Annotated in this window: 16 protein-coding genes and 2 pseudogenes; 5 read left to right on the top strand and 13 right to left on the bottom strand. The window is 73.2% G+C overall.

Going from position 1 to position 21,226, the window contains the following annotated elements; genetic code table 11:
• Window positions 1–15: 15 nt before the first annotated feature.
• Entirely contained in the window at window positions 16–1,275 is a 1,260-nt protein-coding gene (gene metK, locus OH807_RS37435) for a methionine adenosyltransferase (RefSeq protein WP_406208696.1), read from the bottom strand.
• A 322-nt stretch (window positions 1,276–1,597) separates the two neighbouring features.
• Window positions 1,598–3,076 (bottom strand): MFS transporter, encoded by a 1,479-nt coding sequence (locus OH807_RS37430; RefSeq protein ID WP_406208693.1) that lies wholly within the window; start codon window positions 3,074–3,076, stop codon window positions 1,598–1,600.
• A gap of 232 nt (window positions 3,077–3,308) precedes the next feature.
• Between OH807_RS37430 and OH807_RS37425 the strand changes: the two genes are divergently transcribed.
• The gene (locus OH807_RS37425; protein WP_406208690.1) at window positions 3,309–3,665 is read left to right on the top strand and encodes an ArsR/SmtB family transcription factor; all 357 of its coding nucleotides are present in this window, start codon (window positions 3,309–3,311) and stop codon (window positions 3,663–3,665) included.
• A 91-nt stretch (window positions 3,666–3,756) separates the two neighbouring features.
• On the top strand, window positions 3,757–4,917 hold the full coding sequence (locus OH807_RS37420) for an LLM class flavin-dependent oxidoreductase (protein WP_406208687.1): 1,161 nt from the start codon (window positions 3,757–3,759) through the stop codon (window positions 4,915–4,917).
• 119 nt (window positions 4,918–5,036) lie between these two features.
• Here OH807_RS37420 and OH807_RS37415 read toward each other — a convergent pair whose 3' ends face one another.
• The 8 genes and pseudogenes from OH807_RS37415 to OH807_RS37380 form a co-directional block, all read right to left on the bottom strand.
• Window positions 5,037–6,032 (bottom strand): methyltransferase, encoded by a 996-nt coding sequence (locus tag OH807_RS37415; RefSeq protein ID WP_406208684.1) that lies wholly within the window; start codon window positions 6,030–6,032, stop codon window positions 5,037–5,039.
• Between the two features lie 85 nt (window positions 6,033–6,117).
• Window positions 6,118–7,197: a Gfo/Idh/MocA family protein gene (locus OH807_RS37410; protein ID WP_406208681.1), complete on the bottom strand. Its 1,080-nt coding sequence runs from the start codon at window positions 7,195–7,197 to the stop codon at window positions 6,118–6,120.
• Window positions 7,194–7,694: a flavin reductase family protein gene (locus OH807_RS37405; protein ID WP_406208678.1), complete on the bottom strand. Its 501-nt coding sequence runs from the start codon at window positions 7,692–7,694 to the stop codon at window positions 7,194–7,196. Before OH807_RS37405 ends, OH807_RS37410 begins: the two co-directional genes overlap by 4 nt.
• 158 nt (window positions 7,695–7,852) lie before the next feature.
• A pseudogene (locus tag OH807_RS37400) lies at window positions 7,853–8,722 on the bottom strand (UTP--glucose-1-phosphate uridylyltransferase); the annotation flags it as partial.
• A gap of 162 nt (window positions 8,723–8,884) precedes the next feature.
• Window positions 8,885–10,306 (bottom strand): annotated as a pseudogene (locus tag OH807_RS37395) (trehalose-6-phosphate synthase); the annotation flags it as partial.
• A 29-nt stretch (window positions 10,307–10,335) separates the two neighbouring features.
• Window positions 10,336–11,406: a zinc-binding dehydrogenase gene (locus tag OH807_RS37390; protein ID WP_406208675.1), complete on the bottom strand. Its 1,071-nt coding sequence runs from the start codon at window positions 11,404–11,406 to the stop codon at window positions 10,336–10,338.
• 160 nt (window positions 11,407–11,566) lie between these two features.
• Window positions 11,567–12,766: an acyl-CoA dehydrogenase family protein gene (locus OH807_RS37385; RefSeq protein ID WP_406208673.1), complete on the bottom strand. Its 1,200-nt coding sequence runs from the start codon at window positions 12,764–12,766 to the stop codon at window positions 11,567–11,569.
• Between the two features lie 450 nt (window positions 12,767–13,216).
• The gene (locus tag OH807_RS37380) at window positions 13,217–14,443 is read right to left on the bottom strand and encodes an IS701 family transposase (RefSeq protein WP_406208670.1); all 1,227 of its coding nucleotides are present in this window, start codon (window positions 14,441–14,443) and stop codon (window positions 13,217–13,219) included.
• A gap of 575 nt (window positions 14,444–15,018) precedes the next feature.
• Here OH807_RS37380 and OH807_RS37375 point away from each other — a divergent pair.
• Entirely contained in the window at window positions 15,019–15,627 is a 609-nt protein-coding gene (locus OH807_RS37375) for a TetR family transcriptional regulator (protein WP_406208667.1), read from the top strand.
• A gap of 61 nt (window positions 15,628–15,688) precedes the next feature.
• Here the strand turns inward: OH807_RS37375 and OH807_RS37370 are convergent, their stop codons facing one another.
• The 3 genes from OH807_RS37370 to OH807_RS37360 all read right to left on the bottom strand — a co-directional run bounded on the left by OH807_RS37370 (window position 15,689) and on the right by OH807_RS37360 (window position 19,015).
• Window positions 15,689–16,375 carry an HAD family hydrolase gene (locus tag OH807_RS37370; RefSeq protein WP_406208664.1) on the bottom strand — a complete coding sequence of 229 codons (687 nt, stop codon included), beginning with the start codon at window positions 16,373–16,375 and terminating at the stop codon, window positions 15,689–15,691.
• A gap of 116 nt (window positions 16,376–16,491) precedes the next feature.
• A complete protein-coding gene (locus OH807_RS37365; RefSeq protein WP_406208661.1) occupies window positions 16,492–17,637 on the bottom strand; it encodes an oxidoreductase in 1,146 nt (381 codons plus the stop codon).
• A 247-nt stretch (window positions 17,638–17,884) separates the two neighbouring features.
• A complete protein-coding gene (locus OH807_RS37360; protein ID WP_406208658.1) occupies window positions 17,885–19,015 on the bottom strand; it encodes a ScbA/BarX family gamma-butyrolactone biosynthesis protein in 1,131 nt (376 codons plus the stop codon).
• A gap of 210 nt (window positions 19,016–19,225) precedes the next feature.
• Here OH807_RS37360 and OH807_RS37355 point away from each other — a divergent pair, with 210 nt between their 5' ends.
• Both OH807_RS37355 and OH807_RS37350 read left to right on the top strand, forming a co-directional pair.
• Window positions 19,226–19,912 (top strand): ScbR family autoregulator-binding transcription factor, encoded by a 687-nt coding sequence (locus OH807_RS37355; RefSeq protein WP_406208655.1) that lies wholly within the window; start codon window positions 19,226–19,228, stop codon window positions 19,910–19,912.
• A gap of 267 nt (window positions 19,913–20,179) precedes the next feature.
• The gene (locus tag OH807_RS37350; protein ID WP_406208652.1) at window positions 20,180–21,091 is read left to right on the top strand and encodes a lysozyme; all 912 of its coding nucleotides are present in this window, start codon (window positions 20,180–20,182) and stop codon (window positions 21,089–21,091) included.
• The last annotated feature ends 135 nt before the right edge of the window (window positions 21,092–21,226 follow it).

The raw sequence follows: 21,226 nt of genomic DNA, 5'->3' as shown, positions 1-21,226 counted from the left end.
CTCCGTGACGCCAGATCAGTCCTGCACGGCCTTCTTCAGCTGGTCGACCCGGTCGGTCCGCTCCCAGGTGAAGTCCGCCAGCTCACGGCCGAAGTGCCCGTACGCCGCGGTCCGGGCGTAGATCGGGCGCAGCAGGTCGAGGTCGCGGATGATGGCGGCCGGGCGGAGGTCGAAGACCTCGGTGACGGCCTTCTGGATGGTGAGGACGGGGACGGTCTCGGTGCCGAAGGTCTCGACGAAGAGGCCGACGGGCTCGGCCTTGCCGATGGCGTAGGCGACCTGGACCTCGGCGCGGCGGGCGAGGCCTGCGGCGACGATGTTCTTGGCGACCCAGCGCATGGCGTAGGCGGCGGAGCGGTCGACCTTGGACGGGTCCTTGCCGGAGAAGGCGCCGCCGCCGTGGCGGGCCATGCCGCCGTAGGTGTCGATGATGATCTTGCGGCCGGTGAGGCCGGCGTCGCCCATCGGGCCGCCGATCTCGAAGCGGCCGGTCGGGTTGACGAGGAGGCGGTAGCCCTCGGTGACGAGCTTGATGCCCTGGTCGGCGAGGGCCTTGAGCTCCGGCTCGACGACGAACTCGCGGATGTCCGGGGTCAGCAGCGAGCCGAGGTCGATGTCACTGGCGTGCTGCGAGGAGACGACCACGGTGTCGAGGCGGACGGCCTTGTCGCCGTCGTACTCGATGGTGACCTGGGTCTTGCCGTCGGGGCGCAGATAGGGGACGGTCCCGTTCTTGCGGACCTCGGAGAGCCGCTTCGACAGGCGGTGCGCCAGGGTGATCGGCAGCGGCATCAGCTCGGGCGTCTCGTCCGTCGCGTAGCCGAACATCAGGCCCTGGTCGCCGGCACCCTGCTTGTCCAGGTCGTCCGTGCCGTCCGTGCCGTCAGCGCCGTCCGGAAGGTCCGCGTCGCGGTCCCGGGCGGAGCCCTCGACGCGGGCCTCGTACGCCGTGTCCACACCCTGCGCGATGTCGGGCGACTGCGCGCCGATGGACACCGACACGCCGCAGGAGGCGCCGTCGAAGCCCTTCTTCGAGCTGTCGTAGCCGATCTCCAGGATCTTGTCCCGGACGAGCTGGGCGATCGGCGCGTACGCCTTGGTGGTCACCTCGCCGGCCACGTGCACCTGGCCGGTGGTGATCAGCGTCTCCACGGCGACCCGCGAAGTCGGGTCCTCCCGCAGCAGAGCGTCGAGGATGGTGTCGCTGATCTGGTCAGCGATCTTGTCGGGGTGTCCCTCGGTGACGGACTCCGAGGTGAACAGGCGGCGAGACACAGCGCTCCCTGGGGTTGCAGCGGCTGCTGACTGGGGTTCCGGGGCAGGCCCACGCGGAACAGTACGTACTCTTTCGGATGGTCCGGCGGGCGACAAGGGTGCGGGCCCGGCCCGGCGACACTTTGGGAGGTCGCCCCGCGGCCGCGGGGGCACGCCCACCGGAACGGCCCCGCCGGCCCGCGCGGAGCGGGCCGGTCGATGTGCACCGGTCCCTGTGGGCCGGACGGCAGACGCGGACCGGACGGCAGCCGCGGACCGGCGCCGGGGAGGCCTGGTCCGCGCCTGCCGTCCGGAGTCCGGCGGGCCCGAGGGAGGGGGCGGGTCAGCGCGCCGCGAGCGCCTCCTCGTCCGTCTTGGCGGGCTCCGCGCCCCCGGCGGCGGAGGGCTTGCGCAGGGTGAAGGTGAGCAGCAGGCCGAGCACCATGCCGGCCGCGGTGAGGACGACGACCAGGAACTCGCCGTCCGCGGTGGCCTTCAGCAGGGCGTCGCCGGCCTTGCCGCCCGTCCCCGCGTCGGCGATCGCGGTGAAGACGGCCAGGCCGATGGCGTTGCCGAGGTTGAGCGCGGTGGAGGCGGCGCCGTTCGCCACGCCCTGCTCGTGGGCGGGGGTGCCGGTCGCGGCGGCGATCCACATGGCCGTCCACACCACGCCCTGCCCGACGCCGGAGACGATCAGGCCGGGCAGCAGGGCGAGGTAGCCGGCGTCGGCGTCGAAGCCGAAGGCCAGAACCGCGGTGCCGACCGCACCGACCAGGAAGCCGCCGATCAGGGTCGGACGGAGCCCGCTGCGGGTGGTGAGGCGCTCGCCCAGCTGGGTGCCGAGGGCGATCGCCACCGAGGGGACGAGGAAGGCGAGGCCGGTCTCCAGGGCGCTGTAGCCGTGGACGGTCTGCAGCAGGACGGTGAGGAAGTACGGCAGGACGCCGAAGGTCGCCATGTAGATGAAGGTGATGGCGGTGCCCGCGGTCAGGTTCGGGTTACGGAAGATCCGGAACGGCATCAGCGGGTCCGCGCTGCGGCTCTCGATCAGGGCGAAGCCCGCGAGCAGCAGCACCGCCGCGGCGAACGCGCCGAGCACCCAGCCGCTCAGCCAGCCGAGCTCGGGGCCCTCCACCAGGGCGAAGACCAGGAGGGTGGCACCCGCGGTGACGCTGAGCGCGCCCGGCAGGTCGAAGCGGCGGCGCTCGGTGCGCGCCGGGTCCTTCGGGATCACGAACAGGGCGGCGAGGGCGACCAGACCGGCCAGCGGGACGTTCACGTAGAACACCGCGGGCCAGCCGAAGTTCTCCGTGAGCACGCCGCCGAGCAGTGCGCCGAGGGTGAGCCCGCTGGCTCCGGCGCCGCCCCAGACGGCCAGGGCACGGTTGCGCTTGGGGCCCTCCTCGAACTGGGTGTTGATCAGGGAGAGCGTGGAGGGCAGCAGCAGCGCGCCGCCGATGCCCTGGACGATGCGGGCGCCGATGATCACGCCGGGGCTGCCGGCCAGACCGCCGGCCAGCGAGGACACCGCGTAGATGGCGAGGGCGAGGATGAACATGCGACGGCGCCCGAGCAGGTCGGCGGCCCGCCCCCCGAAGAGCAGGAAGCCGCCGGCGAAGACGACGTAGGCGCTGACCACCAGCTGCTGGGTCTGGCCGGGGAAGCCGAGATCGGAGCCGATCTCGGGCAGGGCCACGAAGACGATGTTGAGGTCCAGCGCGTAGATCAGCTGCGCCAGGGCGAGCAACGCCAGGGTCCAGCCCAGGTGCCGGGCGCCGCCGGGAGCCTGGGCGTGGCCCGCGGACGCGGACGAAGTGGACATGGGAGTGCACCCTTCTCGGGTCCGGTCGCGGGATGCCCCGGACCGGGGGAATCGCGGGCGGAAAGCCCATCGTGAGTACGACTGTTTGTATCTTTGCGTACTCTAGGACTGTTCGGCAACCCGGGCGGTGATCGCACGATCACCGGACGGTCACCGGCGGAGACCGCCATGGCGGGAAGGGGGTGGCACGTGCGGACGGTTCATCGTTGGACTGTCGCGGTACCGTGGGAGCATGAGCTACCGCCACCCAGACCGCGAGCAGATCCGCATCGAGAACGTCCTCTCCGCCCTCGGCAGCCCGGTCCGGCTCGCCGTGGTGCGGGTCCTCGATGCAGGGGGAGAGCACAACTGCGGCAGCGTCCTGAACATCCTGGGCGTGACCTCGAAGTCGACCATGACCCACCACTGGCGGGTCCTGCGCGACAGCGGCGTCATCTGGCAGCAGCCCTCCGGACGGGAGAACGTGCTGCGGCTGCGCCGGGACGACCTGGACGCCCGCTACCCCGGACTGCTCGACGCCATCCTGACCGGGGCCCTCGACGACGAGACGGTCGAGGCCGCCCGCGAACGGCTCCGCGCCGGCAGCTGAACCACGCATCGGAACTCCCCGCGGCCACCCGGCACGGGCAGCCGGTGCGTGTCCACCACCGCCTGCCCATGCCACCACCGTGAGGAGTCCCATGCAGTTCGGGATCTACAGCGTCGGGGACTGCACCCCCGACCCGAACACCGGCCGCGCCATGACCGAGAACCAGCGGATCAAGGCCATGGTCGCCATCGCCGTCAAGGCCGAGGAGGTGGGCCTGGACGTCTTCGCCACCGGCGAGCACCACAACCCGCCGCACGTGCCCAGCTCCCCCACCACCCTGCTCGGCCACATCGCCGCCCGCACCGAGCGGATCATCCTCTCCACCGCCGTCACACTGATCACCACCAACGACCCGGTGAAGATCGCCGAGGACTACGCGATGCTCCAGCACCTCGCCGACGGCCGGGTCGACCTCGTGCTCGGCCGGGGCAACACCGCCCCGGTGTACCCGTGGTTCGGCCAGGACATCCGGCTGGGCATCCCGCTCGCGGTCGAGAACTACGCACTGCTGCACCGGCTCTGGCGTGAGGAGGCGGTGGACTGGGAGGGCCGGTTCCGCACCCCGTTGCAGTCCTTCACCGCCACCCCGCGCCCGCTGGACGGCGTCCCGCCGTTCGTCTGGCACGGCTCGATCCGCAGCCCGGAGATCGCCGTCCAGGCCGGCTACTACGGCGACGGCTTCTTCGCCAGCAACATCCTCTGGCCGAAGGAGCACTTCCAGGACCTCATCGCGCTCTACCGGGAGCAGTACGCCCGCAACGGCCACGGCACCCGCGAGCAGGCGGTGGTCGGGCTGGGCGGGCAGGCCTTCATCCGCAAGCGCTCCCAGGACGCCGTCCGGGAGTTCCGCCCGTACTTCGACAACGCGCCGGTGTACGGGCACGGGCCCTCGCTGGAGGAGTTCATGGACATCACGCCGCTCTCCGTGGGCAGCCCGCAGCAGGTCATCGAGAAGACCCTTCAGTTCCGCGAGTACTTCGGCGACTACCAGCGCCAGATGTTCAACATGGACCACGCCGGGCTGCCGCTGAAGACCGTCCTGGAGCAGCTGGACCTGCTCGGCGAGGAGGTCGTGCCGGTGCTGCGCAAGGAGTTCGCGAAGGGACGCCCGGCGAGCGTCACCCCGCCGCCGCTGCACCCGGCCGTCCGCGCGACCCGCGGCGGCGCGGACGGCCGGCGTGACGCCGGCGCGACCGGCCCGGCCGGCCCTGTGGACGGCGCCGGTGCCGTCGGCACCGCCGCGGCCCGCTGACGCGGGCCGGACACGACGCAGCGCCCGCCCGGGGAGGACCGGGCGGGCGCTGCTGGCCGTTCACGGGGCGGTCGTGGTCGCGCCCGTGCGTCGCGCCGTGGAAGGATCCTGACGAGGCGTCAGGGCTTGCGGGCGACCCAGACGCCGTTGGCACCCTGCCCCTCGAAGGGGACGACGCCCTCGGGCTTCAGACCGAACTCGGCCGCCCACTCGCCGTACTCGGCCGCGGTGTAGTTGCGGCCCCACGTCTCGACCAGCATGTTGAAGCTCATCAGCGCCGCGGGGGCCGGCCCGCGCTTGTCGTCGTCCACGAAGGACTCGGTGATCAGCACCACGCCGCCGGAGGGCAGCGCCTCGGCCGCGGCCCGCAGGATCTTCCGCGCGTCGTCGATGCCCCAGTCGTGCAGGATGTTGGAGAGCAGGATCGCGTCGTAGCCGGACGGGATGCCGCCGACCTCGAAGAAGTCGCCGCTGGCGAAGTCGATCCGGTCCGACAGGCCGGCCGCCTCCACCCGGGGCCTGGTCAGCTCGCAGACGAACGGCAGGTCGAAGACCGTGGTCCGCAGGTGCGGGTGACGGCGCGCCAGCTCGATGTCGTACGCCGCGCCGCCGCCGCCGACGTCGAGCAGCCGGTGGATGTTGGTGAAGTCGATGGCCTCGGCCAGCCGGCCCGCCGTGTAGGCGGACAGCGAGTGCATGGCGTCCCAGAAGTGCTCCTTGACCACCGGGTCGTCCGGCTGGAAGAGGGACTTCTGTCCCTCGACGTCCCAGGTGCTGGGGTGGTTGCCGCGCAGCGAGTCCAGGGTCTTGATGTACGCCGGGTACTCGTGCTTGTCGACCAGGGTGACCCAGCCGCCGAAGTACCGCGGCTTCCCCTTGACCAGGTACTCCTCGGTGACCGGCGTGTTGCGGTAGAGGCCCTCGTCGTCGAGGGTCAGCAGGTCGAGCGAGACCAGGGCGGTCAGCAGCAGTTCGGCCGGCCGCTCGTGGATGCCGTGCCGCGCGGCGAAGCCCTCCAGGGTGACGCCCTTGCCCTCGGCCAGCTCGGTGAACACCTCCAGTTCGGTCGCCAGCGCCAGGGCCTTGAAGGCGTAGACCCCGAGAGTCAGATCCATCAGTGGAGTTGGGGAAAGGGGCGAAGACACGATTCTCCTCCAGACTGTTCCCGGCACCCGATCGGGCGCCGTACGACCATTTGCATCATTTCGTATGATTGGTCCCCTGGGCAGTGCTGCCCGCAGGACCGGTGAGACTTTGGTAAGTCCGTTCCACGGCAACGGCGTTCGCGCAGGTCGCCGAGGTGGCGGTACGGACGGCCGGAGTGGGGGCACGGGCCGCCGCCTCGGCCACGGCGTCCAGGACGGCCGCCGCGCGCAGCAGCTCGGCCGCCGTCGGCGCCTCCCAGACCTCCTCGCCGCGCAGCCCGGCGAGGAACGCCTCGGTGGCCGCACCCGCATAGGGCGCGGCCGTGGCGGCCGTCAGCTCCAGCGCACCGGTGAGGACCAGCCGGCCGCCCTCCACCACGGCCGTGCCGCGCTCCCCCGCGACCCGCACCGACAAGCCGCCCGGGCGCGCGGCCCAGCCTGCGTGCAGCGAGACCGGCACCCCGCCCCAGGAGAGCAGGGCGGCGCCGCCGACATCCGGGACCGTCCCCGGCCGGTGGCGCAGCGCCGCGCCCAGCACCTCCGGCACGGCGCCGCCGTCCAGCCAGAGCAGCAGGTCGACGAGGTGCACGGCGAGGTCGGCGAAGGCGCCCGCGGCGCCCGCGGCCGGGTCCAGCATCCAGCCGGCCGGGCCCGCGAAGAGGCCGTCGGTCAGGCCGGGGTGCGCGAACCCGGCCTCCACGGAGGCGATCCGGCCGAGCCGCCGCCCGGCCAGCAGCTCGCGCAGCCGGCGCAGGGCCGGAGTGCAGCGCAGGAACATCGCGGTGGTCGCCCGGCTCCCGCCGGCCGCGAGTACGGCCAGCAGGTCGGCGGTCTCGGCGGCCGAGCGGCCGAGCGGCTTCTCGCAGAGCACCGGCAGCCCGGCCGCGGCCACCAGGTGCAGCAGCGCGGCGTGCTCCGCGGTGGTCGAGGCGATCAGTGCCGCGTCCGCCCCGGCGAGGGCCTGCTCCGCGGTGGCGGCCCGGCGGACCTCCGCCGGCAGCTCCGGCCACGGGCCGCGGCCCGCGTGGACGGCGGTGAGCTCGACGCCCGCGGCCGCCGTGACGGCCGCGAGGTGGTCGGGCAGGTGGACGTGGGCGGTGCCGAGGACGGCCAGCCGGACGGGCCCGCACCTCACCGCGCCCGGGCCGGCTGGTCGAGCGGGACGGGCCGGGTGAACCGGCGGTCGCTGTAGACCAGCGGCGGCCGGCTGCCGGTGTACAGCTGCTCGACCCGGCCGACCAGGATGCTGTGGTCCCCGCCGTCGAGGATCCGGTGGGTGGTGCAGGCGAGCCGGGCGGTGGCGGACTCCAGCCCGGGAAGACCGAGTTCGCAGGTCACCAAGTCACCGGCGGCGAACCGGTCGATGTTCGAGGTGGCGAACCGGACGGCCACCTCGGACTGGTCGTCGGCCAGGATGTTGACCAGGAAGCGGTCGGCCGCGGTGAAGGCGGCGTGGGTGCTGGCGGCCTTGTCCAGACAGATCAGGACGAGCTGCGGGTCGAGCGAGAGGGAGGTGAAGGAGCTCGCGGTGAACCCCCAGTGCCGGCCGTCCCGGTCGGTGGTGGTCGCCACCGTGACGGGCGCGGGCACGCGGGACATCGCCTGGGTGAATGCGGCCTGGGCCACGGGCATCAGAGGTCTCCGTCGGCAGTCGGTGCGGGTGGGGCGCCGGTGGGCGGGGCCGGTATGGCGGCGGGTGCGGCGGCGGGTGTTGTGGTGGGTGCGGCGGCGGGTGCGGCGGCGGGTGTTGTGGTGGGTGCGGTGATCGGCGCGGCGGTGGCCTCCGGGCCGGTCACGTAGTCGTGCAGCCAGGCCCGGAACTGCGGCCCGAAGTCCTCCCGCCGGCAGGCGATCCGGACGATGGCGCGCAGGTAGTCCGCCCAGTCGCCGGTGTCGTAGCGCCGACCCCGGAACACCACCCCGTGCACCGGCCCGCCGATCCCCTCGTCCGTCGCCAGCCGGTGCAGCGCATCGGTCAGCTGGAGCTCACCGCCGTGGCCCGTCCCGCTCTCCCGCAGGACGGCGAAGACCGCCGGGTCCAGCACGTAACGGCCGATCACGGCCAGGTTGCTCGGGGCCTGCTCCGGCGCGGGCTTCTCGACCAGGGCGGTCACCCGGACGAGGTCGTCCTCGCCCGTCGGCACCACTCGGGCGCAGCCGTACCGGTGGATCAGCTCCGGCTCGACCTCCATCAGGGCGACGACGCTGCCGCCCTTGCGCGCCTGCACCTCCGCCATCCGGGTGAGCAAGGGGTCCTCCGGGTCGATCAGGTCGTCCGGGAGCAGTACCGCGAACGGCTGCCCGGCGATGTGCGGGGCGGCGCGCAGGACGGCGTCACCCAGGCCCTTCGGCTCGCCCTGGCGCACGTAGTGGATGTCGGCCAGCTCGACCGGCTCGCGGACGCCGGCCAGCCGACGGGTGTCGCCACGCCGCTCCAGGGCGCTCTCCAGCTCGTGGTTGCGGTCGAAGTGGTCCTCCAGTGCCCGCTTGTGCCGGCCGGTCACCACCAGCAGGTCGTCCAGTCCGGCGGCGACCGCCTCCTCGACCACGTACTGGATCGCGGGCTTGTCGACGACCGGGAGGAGCTCCTTGGGCGTCGCCTTGGTCGCGGGCAGGAAGCGGGTGCCGAGGCCGGCCGCCGGGATGACGGCTTTGCGCAGGGTGCCAGCGGCGGGCCGAGGACCGGCCTGCGCGGGCAGCGTCCGGCCGGCGGCGCCGGCCTGTTCGGCGGCGCCGCCGTCGGTGCCGGCGCCCTCCGCCGTGGTCTCCCCGGCGCCGGCGCGGCCGGCGGCCGGCGGCGCTCCGCCCGCCAGGACGTCGAGGAAGGAGCGCGCCCAGTGCGCCACGTCGTGGCCGAGCACCTGCCGGCGCAGGCCGGCCATCCGCCGGGCACCCTCCTCGGGCGTCAGGTCGAGCGCGGCGGCCAGGGCGGACTTCACCTCGTCCAGGTGGTGCGGGTTGACCTGGAAGGCATCGGTCAACTCCCCTCCCGCGCCGGCGAACTCGCTGAGCACCAGGGCGCCGCCGAGGTCGTAGCGGCAGGCCACGTACTCCTTGCAGACGAGGTTCATACCGTCCCGCAGCGGCGTCACCAGCATGACGTCGGCGGCGCGGTAGAAGGCGGCCAGCTCCTCCGGACCGACCGAGGTGTGCAGGTAGTGCACGGCCGGGTAGCCGACCCGGGCGAACTCGCCGTTGATCCGGCCGACGGTGCGCTCGATGTCCTCCCGCATCCGCACGTAGTGGTCGACCCGCTCCCGGCTGGGGGTGGCGATCTGCACCATGGCGACGTCGTCGGCCTTGATCCGCCCCTCGGCGAGCATCTCGTGCAGGGCGCGCAACCGGACGTCGATGCCCTTGGTGTAGTCCAGCCGGTCCACACCGAGGACGAGGTGGCGCGGGTTTCCGAGCTCGGCGCGGATCTGCCGGGCCCGGCGGCGGGTCTCGGGCCGGCGGGCCAGCCGTTCGAGACCCGCCGCGTCGACCGAGATCGGGAAGGCGCCCACCGTGACCGTCCGCCCACCCGTCCGCAGGCGCCCCGAACCGTCGCCGGCCACCTGCTGGCCGCGGTCCGGCTGCGCGCCCGCCAGCCGCTCCGCCAGCCACTGGAAGTTCCTTGCACCACCGGCCCGTTGGAAGCCGATCAGGTCGGCGCCGAGCAGGCCGCGGACGATCTCGGACCGCCAGGGCAGCTGCATGAACAGCTCCACCGGCGGGAACGGGATGTGCAGGAAGAACCCGATCCGCACGTCCGGCCGCAGCTCGCGCAGCAACTCCGGGACGAGCTGGAGCTGGTAGTCCTGCACCCAGACGGTGGCCTCCGGGGCGGCCGCCGCGGCGGCGGCGCGGGCGAACGTCCGGTTGACCCGGACGTACGCGTCCCACCAGTGCCGGTGGTACTCCGGCGGCATCGCCACGTCGTGGTAGAGCGGCCAGAGGCTGGCGTTGGAGAAGCCCTCGTAGAAGTCGCGGACGTCCGCCGCGGAGATCTCCACCAGGTGCAGGCCCGGGCCGTCACCGCCCTGCGGCGGCGGCGCCGGGACGGGGCCACTCGTCCCGGGCCAGCCCACCCAGGCCCCCCGGTGCTCGCGCAGCACCGGTTCGAGCGCGTTGACCAGCCCGCCGGGGCTGTGCCGCCAGTGCTCGACGCCGTCGGCGCCGCGCTCCAGGCTGACCGGCAGCCGGTTGGCCACCACGACGAGCCGGGCGCCGCCGGGCGGCGGCGCGCTGCTGTCCTCTTGCATCCGACTCGCCTCTCTCGGTCTCGCCGGGCCTAGTTGCGGAAGTCGACGATCGTCTTGAGGTCGGTGGTGCTGCGGTAGTTCTCGAAGATCTCCACCAGGCCGTCGTAGTCGCTGAACTTGTGCACGGTGCTCAGCAGGGCCTTGCCGTCGACCACCCCGGACAGCAGCATCTGCATCGCGGAGGCGATCACGTTGGCCGTCTTGTGCATCGGGAAGTGCGTGACGTCGAACGGCGCCGAGGTGATGGTGATGCCCTTGGCGAGCATCAGCCAGGTGTCGAACTTCTGCATCTCCTGGGACGCGCCGTACAGCACGTACCGGCCACCGGCCCGGAGCTTGCGCATCGCCACCCGGCGCGGGTCCTTCGCCTCGTCCGGGACGTTGACGGTGGGCAGTGCGTCGAAGACGTAGTCGAAGGTGCTGTCCTCGACGGTCTCGATCAACTCGTCCGGCAGGTAGGCCCGCTGGGAGAACTGGCTCTCCGCGAAGTGGTTCCGGGCCGGGTTGGCGTCCACCGACACCACGACGTTGGGCGCCAGCAGCCGGCGGATGATGCTGCCCGCGATGACGCCGATCGGGCCGGTGCCGAGGATCAGCACCTTGTCCCCGACCCGGGGCGGGTTGGAGAGCACCGAGCGCAGCGCCCCGGTGACCGGTTCGATGAACGAGGCCTCCAGGTCGCTGAGTTCCCTGGGGATCTTCACCGCGGCGGCCCGGTGGTCGTCGTGGAAGTTCCGGTCCGCCTCGAAGATGTCCTCCTTGACCTGACCGGAGAAGATCGGGCGCAGCGTGCGGTACTCGGCGAAGCCGCCGAAGTCGGTCTGGCCCCAGTAGACGACCCGGTCGCCGACGCTGATGTCGGCGCCCTCCTGGTCGAACTTGGCGCCGATGTCGACGACTTCACCCAGGTACTCGTGGCCCAGGATCACCGGGTACTCGGAGGGGAAGAGGTGCCCCTCGAAGAAGGAGATGTCGGTCGAGCAGATCGAGACGCAGCGGGTCTTCATCAGCAGACCGTCCACCGGGGTTGCCGGAACGGGCAGTTCGGAGAGCACCGGCTTTCGGGGTGCCAGCAGCTGTACGGCCTTCATCGTCTCCATGTCCTTGGAACCTCGTCTCTCGTCGCTCAGCGGAGGGTGCGGTGGTGCCGTGCGGTGCGTGTGCGTGTGCGTGGACGTGCTTGGGCGTTCGGGCGCGTGCGGGTGCGTGCGGGTGCGTTCGGGCACGCAGGGGTTCGGGTGCGGGCCCGGCGGGCGGCGCTCAGCGGCGCATCTGGAGGCCGCCGCCGAGCAGGTACTGGCCGGCCATCTCGAAGTGCGTCGACGAGAGCGTGATGTGCTTCACCGCCGAGTGGACGTCCCGGAAGCACCGCTCCAGCCGGCTGGCCGCGTACACCGAGGTGGCCCCGGCGAGGTCGTAGGCGGTGTCCACCACCGCGACCGCCTTCTCGGCCACCGCGGCGGCCGTCAGCCGGACCACCGCGGTCAGCGAGTCGCCACCGGTCGCCCCGGTCTCGCGGACCAGTCGCGCGGCGTCGAGCAGCAGCACCCGGGCGCTGTACGCCTCGAACTCGGCGCGCGCCAGCCGGTCCTGGACAACGTGGCTCTGCGCGAGCGAACTGCTGCCCGCCGTACGGGTCTTGCGGACGGCCAGCTCCTTGAACTCCTCCAGGGCGTGCTGCGCGATGCCCAGCGCGGTCGAGGCGGAGGTGAACGGGCCGAAGTCGTAGTAGCTGATCCCGTACGCCCGGGAGGCCCGGGCGGCCGGCGGCCGGTACATGTCCGTGCCCAGCACCGTCCGCCCCTCCGGGACGAACACGCCGTCGACCCGGTAGTGGTTGCTGCCGGTGGCGCGCAGGCCCACGGTGTACCAGGTGTCGCGGAACTCCACGTCCCCGACCGGCACGAAGAGCTGGCGCAGCACCGGGCCCTGCTCGGTGGTGCGGACGGTGCCACCGTCCGTCACCCAGGCCGCACAGACCAGCCAGTCGGCGTGCGCGGAGCCGCTGGCGAACGCCCACTCCCCGGTCAGCCGGTAGCCGCCCTCCACCGCCTCGGCGTGACCGGACGGGTTGACCCCGCCGACCACCAGACCGGTGTGCTCCTTGAACAGCAGCCGGGCCGACTCCTCCGGCAGGTAGTCCGACAGCCGGCCGATGGCGCCCTGCACGCCCATCTGCCAGGCGATCGACGGGTCCAGCCGGGCCAGCGCCTGGATCACCGCCGAGCCGGTCTCGATGGCCACCGCCTCGCCGCCGAACGCCGGCGACACCCACATCCGGGGGATCCCGGCGTCGCGCAGCGCCTCGAAGACCGGGCGCGGGGTCGACCGCTCCCGCTCCCCGCGCTCGCGGTTCTCCTCGATCAACGGCGCGATCTTCTCGACGCGTGCCAGCCACTCCGCGGCCTCGTCCGAGACTGCGGGGCCGGGCAACCGGCCGAGGGCCCCTGCTGAACTCACGGTGATCCTCCTCGATGCTTGTCGGTGCTTCTCGGTGTCTCTCGGTGTCTCTCGGTGTCTCTCGGTGTCTCTCGGTGGTTCTCGGTGCTCGCGGTGCTTGTCAGTTCATCTCGGTGCTTGTCGACACGTCGCCGGTACGTCGCCGGTACTCGCCGGTGGGGCAGCAGTGGGCGCGCTCGGCGGGCGGAACGCGGGAGGCGGGCCGACGCCCGCGGCGTGTACGGCGTGCCGGGCGGGACAAGGGCTGCCCTCGGAGCGGGACCGTGATCCGTACGGCCCGCCGGGCGTCCTCCCCGTGGGATCTTCCCGCCCTTCCATTCTTGGGCGTCCGCCGTTGCCCGGACAATCGCGACCTGGCGAAGTCGCAGAGGCTTTGCCCGGGGCCCCGACCGGCCCCACCGGCACGACCGGCACAACCGGCCCCGACCGGCACGACCGGCACGACCGGCCTCAGGCCGAACGCCGGGCCGGTCCGCCGAGGCGCTGGGCCGGGATCCGGGTGCGCAGCCCCGTGGGCTCGGCCTCGCTGCCGGCGTGCAGCCGGCGGTAGGCGGCCGCCGCCGAGGCCATCGTCATGTGGTGGTGCCAGCCCGGGTAGGAGCGCCCCTCGAAGTCGAGGACGCCGAAGTTCTCCTCCAGGTCCGCCATCGTGCGCTCGGCCGAGCCGACGGCGCCCACGAGACCGAGCACGTCCTCCACCCGGCGGGCCGTCAGGCTGGTGATCCAGTAGCGGGCCGGCTGCCGGGGCCCGACCGCGGGCCGGACCAGCACCCGGTAGACCCGCTGCGAGACCCCGCGCGGCGCCCCGGCCCGGGGCAGCCGCACCAGCGCCGAGTGCATCGTGACCGGCTTGGGCCGCCCGTGCGCCTGGCGCACCACCAGGTGCGGCTGGCGGGCCTGGCTGCGCGCCATCAGTTCGCCGACGGCGGCCAGCGGCGCCACGGCCCGGGACACCGACTGCACCGGCTGGCCGGGAGCCACCTCGCAGACGAAGTCCATGCCCAGCCGGCCGAGCCCGGCCGCCACCGGTCCGATGTCCGGGGCCCGGCGCAGGTCCAGCACCCACGGCAGGGCGGCGAACCGGGGCTGCCCGGCGACGGCCCCGGCGAAGTCGAGCACGTGCGTCCAGGCCGGCCGGGCGGGCACGCCGTCCGGGATCCGGGCCCGCCGACGCCGCCCCTCGTCCGCGAACCACGACTCGTCCAGGGCCAACTGCCAGTCCACCGGCACACAGTGGGCATCGCCCACCAGGAACGACCCGCTCGCCAACTGGCAGTTGACGGTCCGCCCGGAGCCCGCGTCGAACCGCCGGTGCACCCCCACCGAGTGGTCGCCGCGTTTCGGTATGGTCAGCTCCGCCACCGTCCAGGCACGGGGCGCGGCCTGGCCCGCCACCGCCCGGGCCACCGCCTGGCGGACCGGCCCCCACTCCCACGGGCTCGCGTTGATGAACTGCTGGAGCCCGTGGGCGCCCGCCGTCGAGGGCGAGACCGAGCGGGCGAGTCTCTGCAGCGTCTTCTTGCCGGGCACGTTGAGCAGGCCGGACAGGTAGGCCCGGGCCCAGCGCCGCTGGTCGGTCCGAACCAGTGAGTCGAAGACCTGTTCCACGTATGCGTGCAGGGTGACGGGCCCGTCGGACCCGTCGGACCCGTCGCTGTGCATCTCGTCCAACCGCATGTGACGTCCACTCCCCTTGAATCGCCGGTGCGTCGATGCGCCGCTGCTCGTGCTCGCGCTACGCCGGTCCGTCTCGCTGGTGCGTTCACTGGTGCGTGCTGTTGGTGCGCCTTCGCCGGTGCGTGCACCGGTGCTCTCGTCGGTTCTCTCGTCGGTGCGCCTGGCCGGTGTGCTGCGTCCGCACGCGGCGTCGGTGCGTCGGTGCGTCGGTGCATGGACCGTACGGGCCGGTTCGGGCCGGTGCGCTCCGTTGCTGCGCCGGCGCTCGGTCGGCGTGCCGCACCGACCTGCCTCGTGCGCACGCTCGAACTGCTGAGAAAAAAATACCTTCACGGAGGAACGTTCTGCTGAGCCTTTGAGCGACTTTGCCAGATCGGGCGCCGACCTGCGCGTATCCCGGCCCGCACGGCGCACGCGCGGGCGTGCGCGGACAGGCGGATTCCTCCCGGGTGGGGACGAACCGCCCAATCCGGCTCCCGCGCGCTGCTTCCCCCCTTGCCCGGCGGCCGCACCGACGGTAATAGAGTTGCCACAGACAGTTCCGAATTGTTGCGTCGACACGGTTGAGAGGCATCGTGATCAAGCAGGAACGGGCCCTGAGGACGCATGAACTGCTGCTCGACGCCTCCGCCGACGAATTCGTCAGGCACGGCTACGCGGGCGCGAACCTGCAGCGGATCGCGGGCCGCACGGGCATGACCAAGGGCGCGCTGTACGCGCACTTCGCCTCGAAGCAGCAACTGGCCGCCGCCCTCACCACACCCTTCGACCAGGCGTGGCGGGAGGTCCTGGACCTCGTCGAGCAGGTCGACGAGGGCAACCGCCAGCCCCTCACGGCGCTGCGGTGCATCACCTTCAACCTGGTCGGACTGCTCCACTCCTGCCTGCGCTTCCGGGCCGGCCTCCACCTCGTGCTGGAGGAGGCCCGGGCCCGCTGCCAGCCCCCGGACGTGATCACCGACCTCACCCGGGCACTGACCCGGCTGGTCGACGAGGCCCAGCGGGCCGGGCAGTTGGAGCAGGACCACGAGCCCGCGGCGGTGAGCAGCTTCGTCATCGCCTCCGTGATCGGCACGTACTACACCGCGGTGGCCGAGGCCCGCCTCGACACCCTGCCCGACCGGGTCGAGGACATCTGGCACCTGGTCATGCCGCCGCCGGTGTGCGACGCGCAGCCGGGCTGACCAGGTTCGGCCGGACGGCGGCCCGGCGGTGGACGCGCCGCCCGGCGGGCGCCCGCGGCCGTCACCTGTACAGCACCCGGGCCGACGGGAGCGCGGCGGCCAGGGCCGGCTCCGCCCCGACGACCACGGGGTGCCCGACCTCGGCCAGCATCGGCAGGTCCGACACGTGGTCCCCGTACGCCCAGCAGTCCTCCGGGCCGAGCCCCGGGTAGCGGGCCAGGATCGCCCGGACGGCCGCCGCCTTGCCCTGCCCGATGGCGGGCTCGCCGACCACCGCGCCCGTCAGCCGCCCGGCCCGGACCTCCGGGACGGTGCAGACCAGGTGGTGCGCGCCGACCTCGGCGGCGATCGGTTCGAGCAGCGCCGGGAAGCCCCCCGACACCAGGACCAGGACGGCACCCGCCTCGCGGTGGGCGCGCAACTCGGCGCGGGTGCCGGGCAGGTAGAAGCCGGGCTCGCCACCCTCGGCCGCGTACCAGTGACCCACCAGTTCGGCGACGTCGTCGGCGCGCTCGCCCTGCCAGGCGCGGTAGTAGGCCAGGTTCCCCTGGTCCCTGGGGGCGCCCGCGGCCGTCAGCGCCCCCAGGCAGCGCAGGGTCTGGTCGGCGTGGCGCCGACCGGAGCCGCCGTGGCGGCGGGCGAAGTAGTAGGTGAAGAAGTCGATCAGGCTCTTGCGGGAGATCAGCGTCTCGTCGACGTCGCTAAAGACCAGCCGGGTCGGGGCCGGTGGGGCGGGCTCGGTGGGCACGATGGGCTCCGGAGTCGAAGGGTCTGAACGAGCTGCGTTCCGGGCGGATCGCCGGCGGGCGTGGGGCTACGACCGGCGTGGGGCTATGACCTAGGCGGGGTACGGCCGGGGTGGGGCTACGGTCCGATCGTGGCGGGACAGTTCGCGGGGCCCCCGGCCGGCACGGGAGCGGCCGGCACGGGAGCGGAGCCGTGCGCGACGGCGTACGGCGCGGCGGCCGCCGAGAGCCGCAGCCCGCCGTGGGAGGCGACGGTCAGGACGTCCCGCCAGGCGCGGTTGAGCTCCCCGTCGAGCTCGCGCTGCGCCGAACCCCCGTGCCGCACGAGGGAGTCGACCACCGCGGCGAGCCGCTCCGCGCCGTACGCCGCGTCCCGCCGGTTGCGGGCGACCGCCGCCGGGGTGACCGGTCCGTGGTCGGCCCGCCGGAGGGCCTCGCGCAGGAGCAGTTCGACGGCGTCGAGCTCGGCCGCGGAGCGTGTCAGCAGTTCGTCCGCCCCCGGACCGGCGGTGCCGGCCCAGTGGTCGAGCGCCGTCCGCGCGGCGCCGAGTGCGGGTGCGCAGAAGAGCAGCCCGCCGGCCAGGTGGGCCGGGACGGTGTGGCACCGGGCGCGCCCGGGCGGGCCGGTGCCGTCGATCATGGCAGCGAGCGGCGTGCTCAGCCGGTCGGGCACCGACAGCGGCCGGGGCGCGGTGACGGTGTGGCTGCCGGTGCCGCGCAGTCCGAGGCTGTTCCAGGTGTCCTCGATCGCCAACTCCCCGCTGCGGACGGCGAACACCCGCGGTCCGCCGACACCCGCGCCGATGCCCGCGCCCGCGCCGTCCACCCCCGCCGTGTCCGCGACCGCGAGGAGCACCCAGTCCGCATGCTCGGCGCCGCTGACGGTGGACCACCGCCCGGTGACCTCCCAGCCCCCGGGGACGGCACGCGCCGCCCCCGCCGGCGGCACCAGCCCGGCGGCGATCCGCACCTCCGGTCCGGCAGCCCAGATATCCCGCTGCCCCGCCTCGGGCAGATGGGCGGCGAACCTCCCGTGCGCAGCCCACAGACCGGCGCACCAGCCCGCCGATGCACACTGCCGCGCCACCGCCAGGACGTCGTCGAAGACCTCCGTGAACGTTCCTTCACAACCTCCCCATCCGGCCGGGACGAAGTGCCGGGGGAACCCGGCGCCGTCCAGCGCGGCCATCACCTCCTCCGTCAGCCGCCGGTCGCGGTCGGCCGCACCGGCACCCGCCCCCGCCAGAGCCGCCGCATCGGCCACCGCAAGGAGGCGAACTCGGCTGCTTTTCAAGCTAGTTGACTGTTCATCAATTCCAGCGGCCACCGGCCCGACCGCCGCGGCCGACCGGCCGCCCCCGGGCGGCGAGGACACGGCCGGGCCGGCCACCGCCGGCCGGGAGCGCCCGGGGCCGCTTGGCAAAAGGACGTTCAAGGCCTCTCCCTCGTCATTGCTTACATTCCTTCGTGACGGTATTTCTATGGCCGGGACCGCAGCGACGAGGAGGGGGTCAACGCCGATGGCCCTGATCCGCGCCGGTCGTCGTGCCCCGGCCCCAGACGGACTCCGATGTCAGCAGGAGGACGCCCTCCTGCACCGCGTCGATCGTCAGCTCCGCACGCCCGGACGCCCCCGGACTCCCGGCCCCGCCGCGGACCACCAGGGTGATCGGCGCGTCGAGCTCGGCGAACGCCAGGCAGCGGGTGTCCACCGCGAGCAGCGTGCGGGCATCGGCACGGGTGCCCCCGCCCCCGCCGGGTCTGCTCACCGGCTGGTGCACCAGCAGGTGGCCGAGCTGGCGGACGCCTTCGAGCAGCGCCATCAGCGGGACGTGGTCGGTCGGATGGTCGAAGAGGATCGCGTGCCCCGGATCCACCAGCAACTGCCACTCCCCGTCGGCCGGTCCGGCCGCCAGGACGGAGTCCTTGGTCCGCAGCCGGCCGACCAGCGGCGGCCGGATCCGGCGCCGCACGGCGACGGCCGGTGCGCCGGGCGCACCAGGCACGCCGGGCACGCCGGGCACGCCGGGCGCGCCGGGCGCGCCGTCAGGACCGCCGCCGAACGCGTCGCCGGAACCGTCCGGACGACCACCTCCGCCCCGCCCCCGGAGCGTCCGGTAGGTGCGCTCGTCGACCGCCACCACCGTCAGGCTGCCCCGGCCGCACTCCCGGCCGGCCAGCGAGAGGACGACCTCCAGGCGCATCCCGAAGCGCCGCGGCGGCCGGTTGCCGACCCACGTCCACTCGCCGGACAGCACCGCCCGCTGCGGCCCGGTACCGACCAGGAGCGCCTCGGGATCGGTGATCGTGAAGTCCATGCCGGTGCCCACGAACCGGTGGGTCAGCGGCACGTCGTAGTAGCGGTGGGCGAGGCAGACCAGCGACTGACGGATCGTCTCCGCGAAGAGCAGCGGATCGCTGAGCCCCTGCCCGTCCGGGTGGTAGAGCGCGTGGTCGCGCGGCCACTGGGCGCCGATCAGGAAGCGGTCGCCGCCGAGGGCGACCGTGTCGGTCAGGAACACCTCGGCGACCGCGGCGCGGTGGACGAAGTGGCGGGGAACGGTCTGCTGGAAGGCGAGTTCGAGAGCCGGGTCGACGGTGACGGCCTGCGCCTCGCCGGTCGTCACCCCGTACGCCGTCATATCGCCGAGGTCCGAACGGCGCGCGACATCAGGTACGAGTACATGATCTCCCCCCGGAGGTCATGGGAGGGCAGCGGCAGCGGTCCCCCCGTCAATGCCAACAAATCTACCTTCACGAAGGTTTATTTCAAGGGGCGAATCCCTCTGTAACGCCGTGTTTCACGGTGCCCCGCTTGCCAGTTACGTCCGCCTGCACAGGAGAACCCGATCGTGAAATCCCCTCAGCGCCCCCCGCTGACCGCACCCTCCGGCATACCGCGACCGGCGCCGCGCGGCAAGGACGTCAAACAGGAACGCGCCGTCCGCACCCAGGAGCGGATCCTGCGCGCCGCCGCCGAGGCGTTCGCCGGCAAGGGCTTTCCCGCCGTCACGATCCTCGACGTCGCCGAACTCTCCGGCATGACCAAGGGTGCGGTGTACTTCCACTACGCCAACAAGGAGGCACTGGCCCTCAGCGTGGCGGACGAGTTCTACCGCCGGATCGCCGTCATCGCGGACGCGGTGGCCGAGTTGGGCGTGCCGCCGGTGCCGGCGGTGGCCGAACTACTGCTGCACACCGCGGTGGCGCTACGGGACGACGTCGTGATGCAGGCCGGCGCCCGGCTGCAGATCGAGCGGGCCATGATCGAGGCCGAACTGCCCCTGCCGTACCAGAGTTACACCCAACTGATCTGTTCCTGGCTGACGGAGGCGGCCCGGCTGGGTGAGCTGGCCCCGGGTGCGGACCCGGAGGTGCTCGCCCAGGTACTGGTCTCCGCCTTCTTCGGCGCGCAGCACATGTCGTGGGTGCTCAACGACCGCGCCGACATCACCGAGCGGACGAGGGCCATCATCCGGACGATCATCCCTTGTGCGGAGTCCCCCCTCCTGACCCGGTCGGCGAGTTGGCGGGCGTGACGCGGCAGCGTGGGCCGGCGGGCGTGAACCGGCGGGCGTAACGCGGCCGGGACGCCGGCCGGCCGCGCCGCGCGGGGAGGGCGAGGAGGGCGAGGAGAGGCGGAGGAGGCGAACGCGGCGTCCGCCATGCACATGTGACGCCGGTTCACCATGTGGCCCTGGGTACCTGGCGGACGTGGCGGGTGCATGGCTACCCTGCTCCCGGCCGGAACCGTACCGGCTGAACCGCCATCCACGGGTCATCAGAACCGGACCAGAGGAGTGTTCATGTCCAGCACTTCCCGCTCCGCCCGCCCCACCGGTACCACCGCAACTCCGACACGCCGCAGGCTCCCCGTCCTCGCCGCCCTGGCGGCAGCGGTCGCCCTGGCCACCGTCACCGCCGCCCCGGCCTACGCGGCCGACCCCGCGCCCGCCCCGACCACCGCCCAGGACACCGGGCAGGCCGACGCCGGGCGACCCGCCCTGCACCCCGACCGCGACTTCGCCGGCTCCACCGTCGCGGCCCACGAGGGCAGAGAGAGCACCGCCGGCGTCCTCGCCCTCGCCGCCACCCAGACCCCCGGGCTGGACGTCGCCAGCTACCAGGGCAACGTCAACTGGTCCTCGGTGGCCGGCAACGGCGCCCGCTTCGCCTACGTCAAGGCGACCGAGGGCACCACCTACACCAACCCGTACTTCGCCCAGCAGTACAACGGCTCGTACAACGCCGGCCTGATCCGCGGCGCCTACCACTTCGCCCTGCCGGACCGCTCCTCCGGCTCCGCGCAGGCCACCTGGTTCGTCAACCACGGCGGCGGCTGGTCCCGCGACGGAAAGACCCTCCCGCCCGCCCTCGACATCGAGTACAACCCCTACGGCGCCACCTGCTACGGCCTCGGCCAGAGCGCGATGGTCAGCTGGATCCGCTCCTTCAGCGACACCGTGCACTCGCGGACCGGCCGCTACCCCACCATCTACACGACCGCGAACTGGTGGGCCACCTGCACCGGCAACAACGCCGGCTTCGGCGCCACCAACCCGCTCTGGGTGGCCCGTTACGCCTCCTCGGTCGGCACCCTCCCGGCCGGCTGGTCCTACCAGACCTTCTGGCAGTACGCCGACTCCGGCACCTTCCCGGGCGACCAGAACCTCTTCAACGGCGCCTACGACCGCCTCCAGGCCCTCGCCAACGGCTGATCCCGACCGCCGGGCAGGGTGATGGCGAAACGTTTCCCCACCACCCTGCCCGGCTCCCTTGTCTGTCGCCGAGCCCGCCGTTCACTTCGGGGCAGGACCGGCCGCGCTCGGCCCGCCGCCCGGCCTGGCATCATC

It is taken from the genome of Kitasatospora sp. NBC_01560, assembly GCF_045208415.1.
Classification (GTDB): domain Bacteria; phylum Actinomycetota; class Actinomycetes; order Streptomycetales; family Streptomycetaceae; genus Kitasatospora.
Note: the sequence above shows the minus strand (reverse complement) of the source record. Positions and strands in the feature narration are given on the sequence as shown.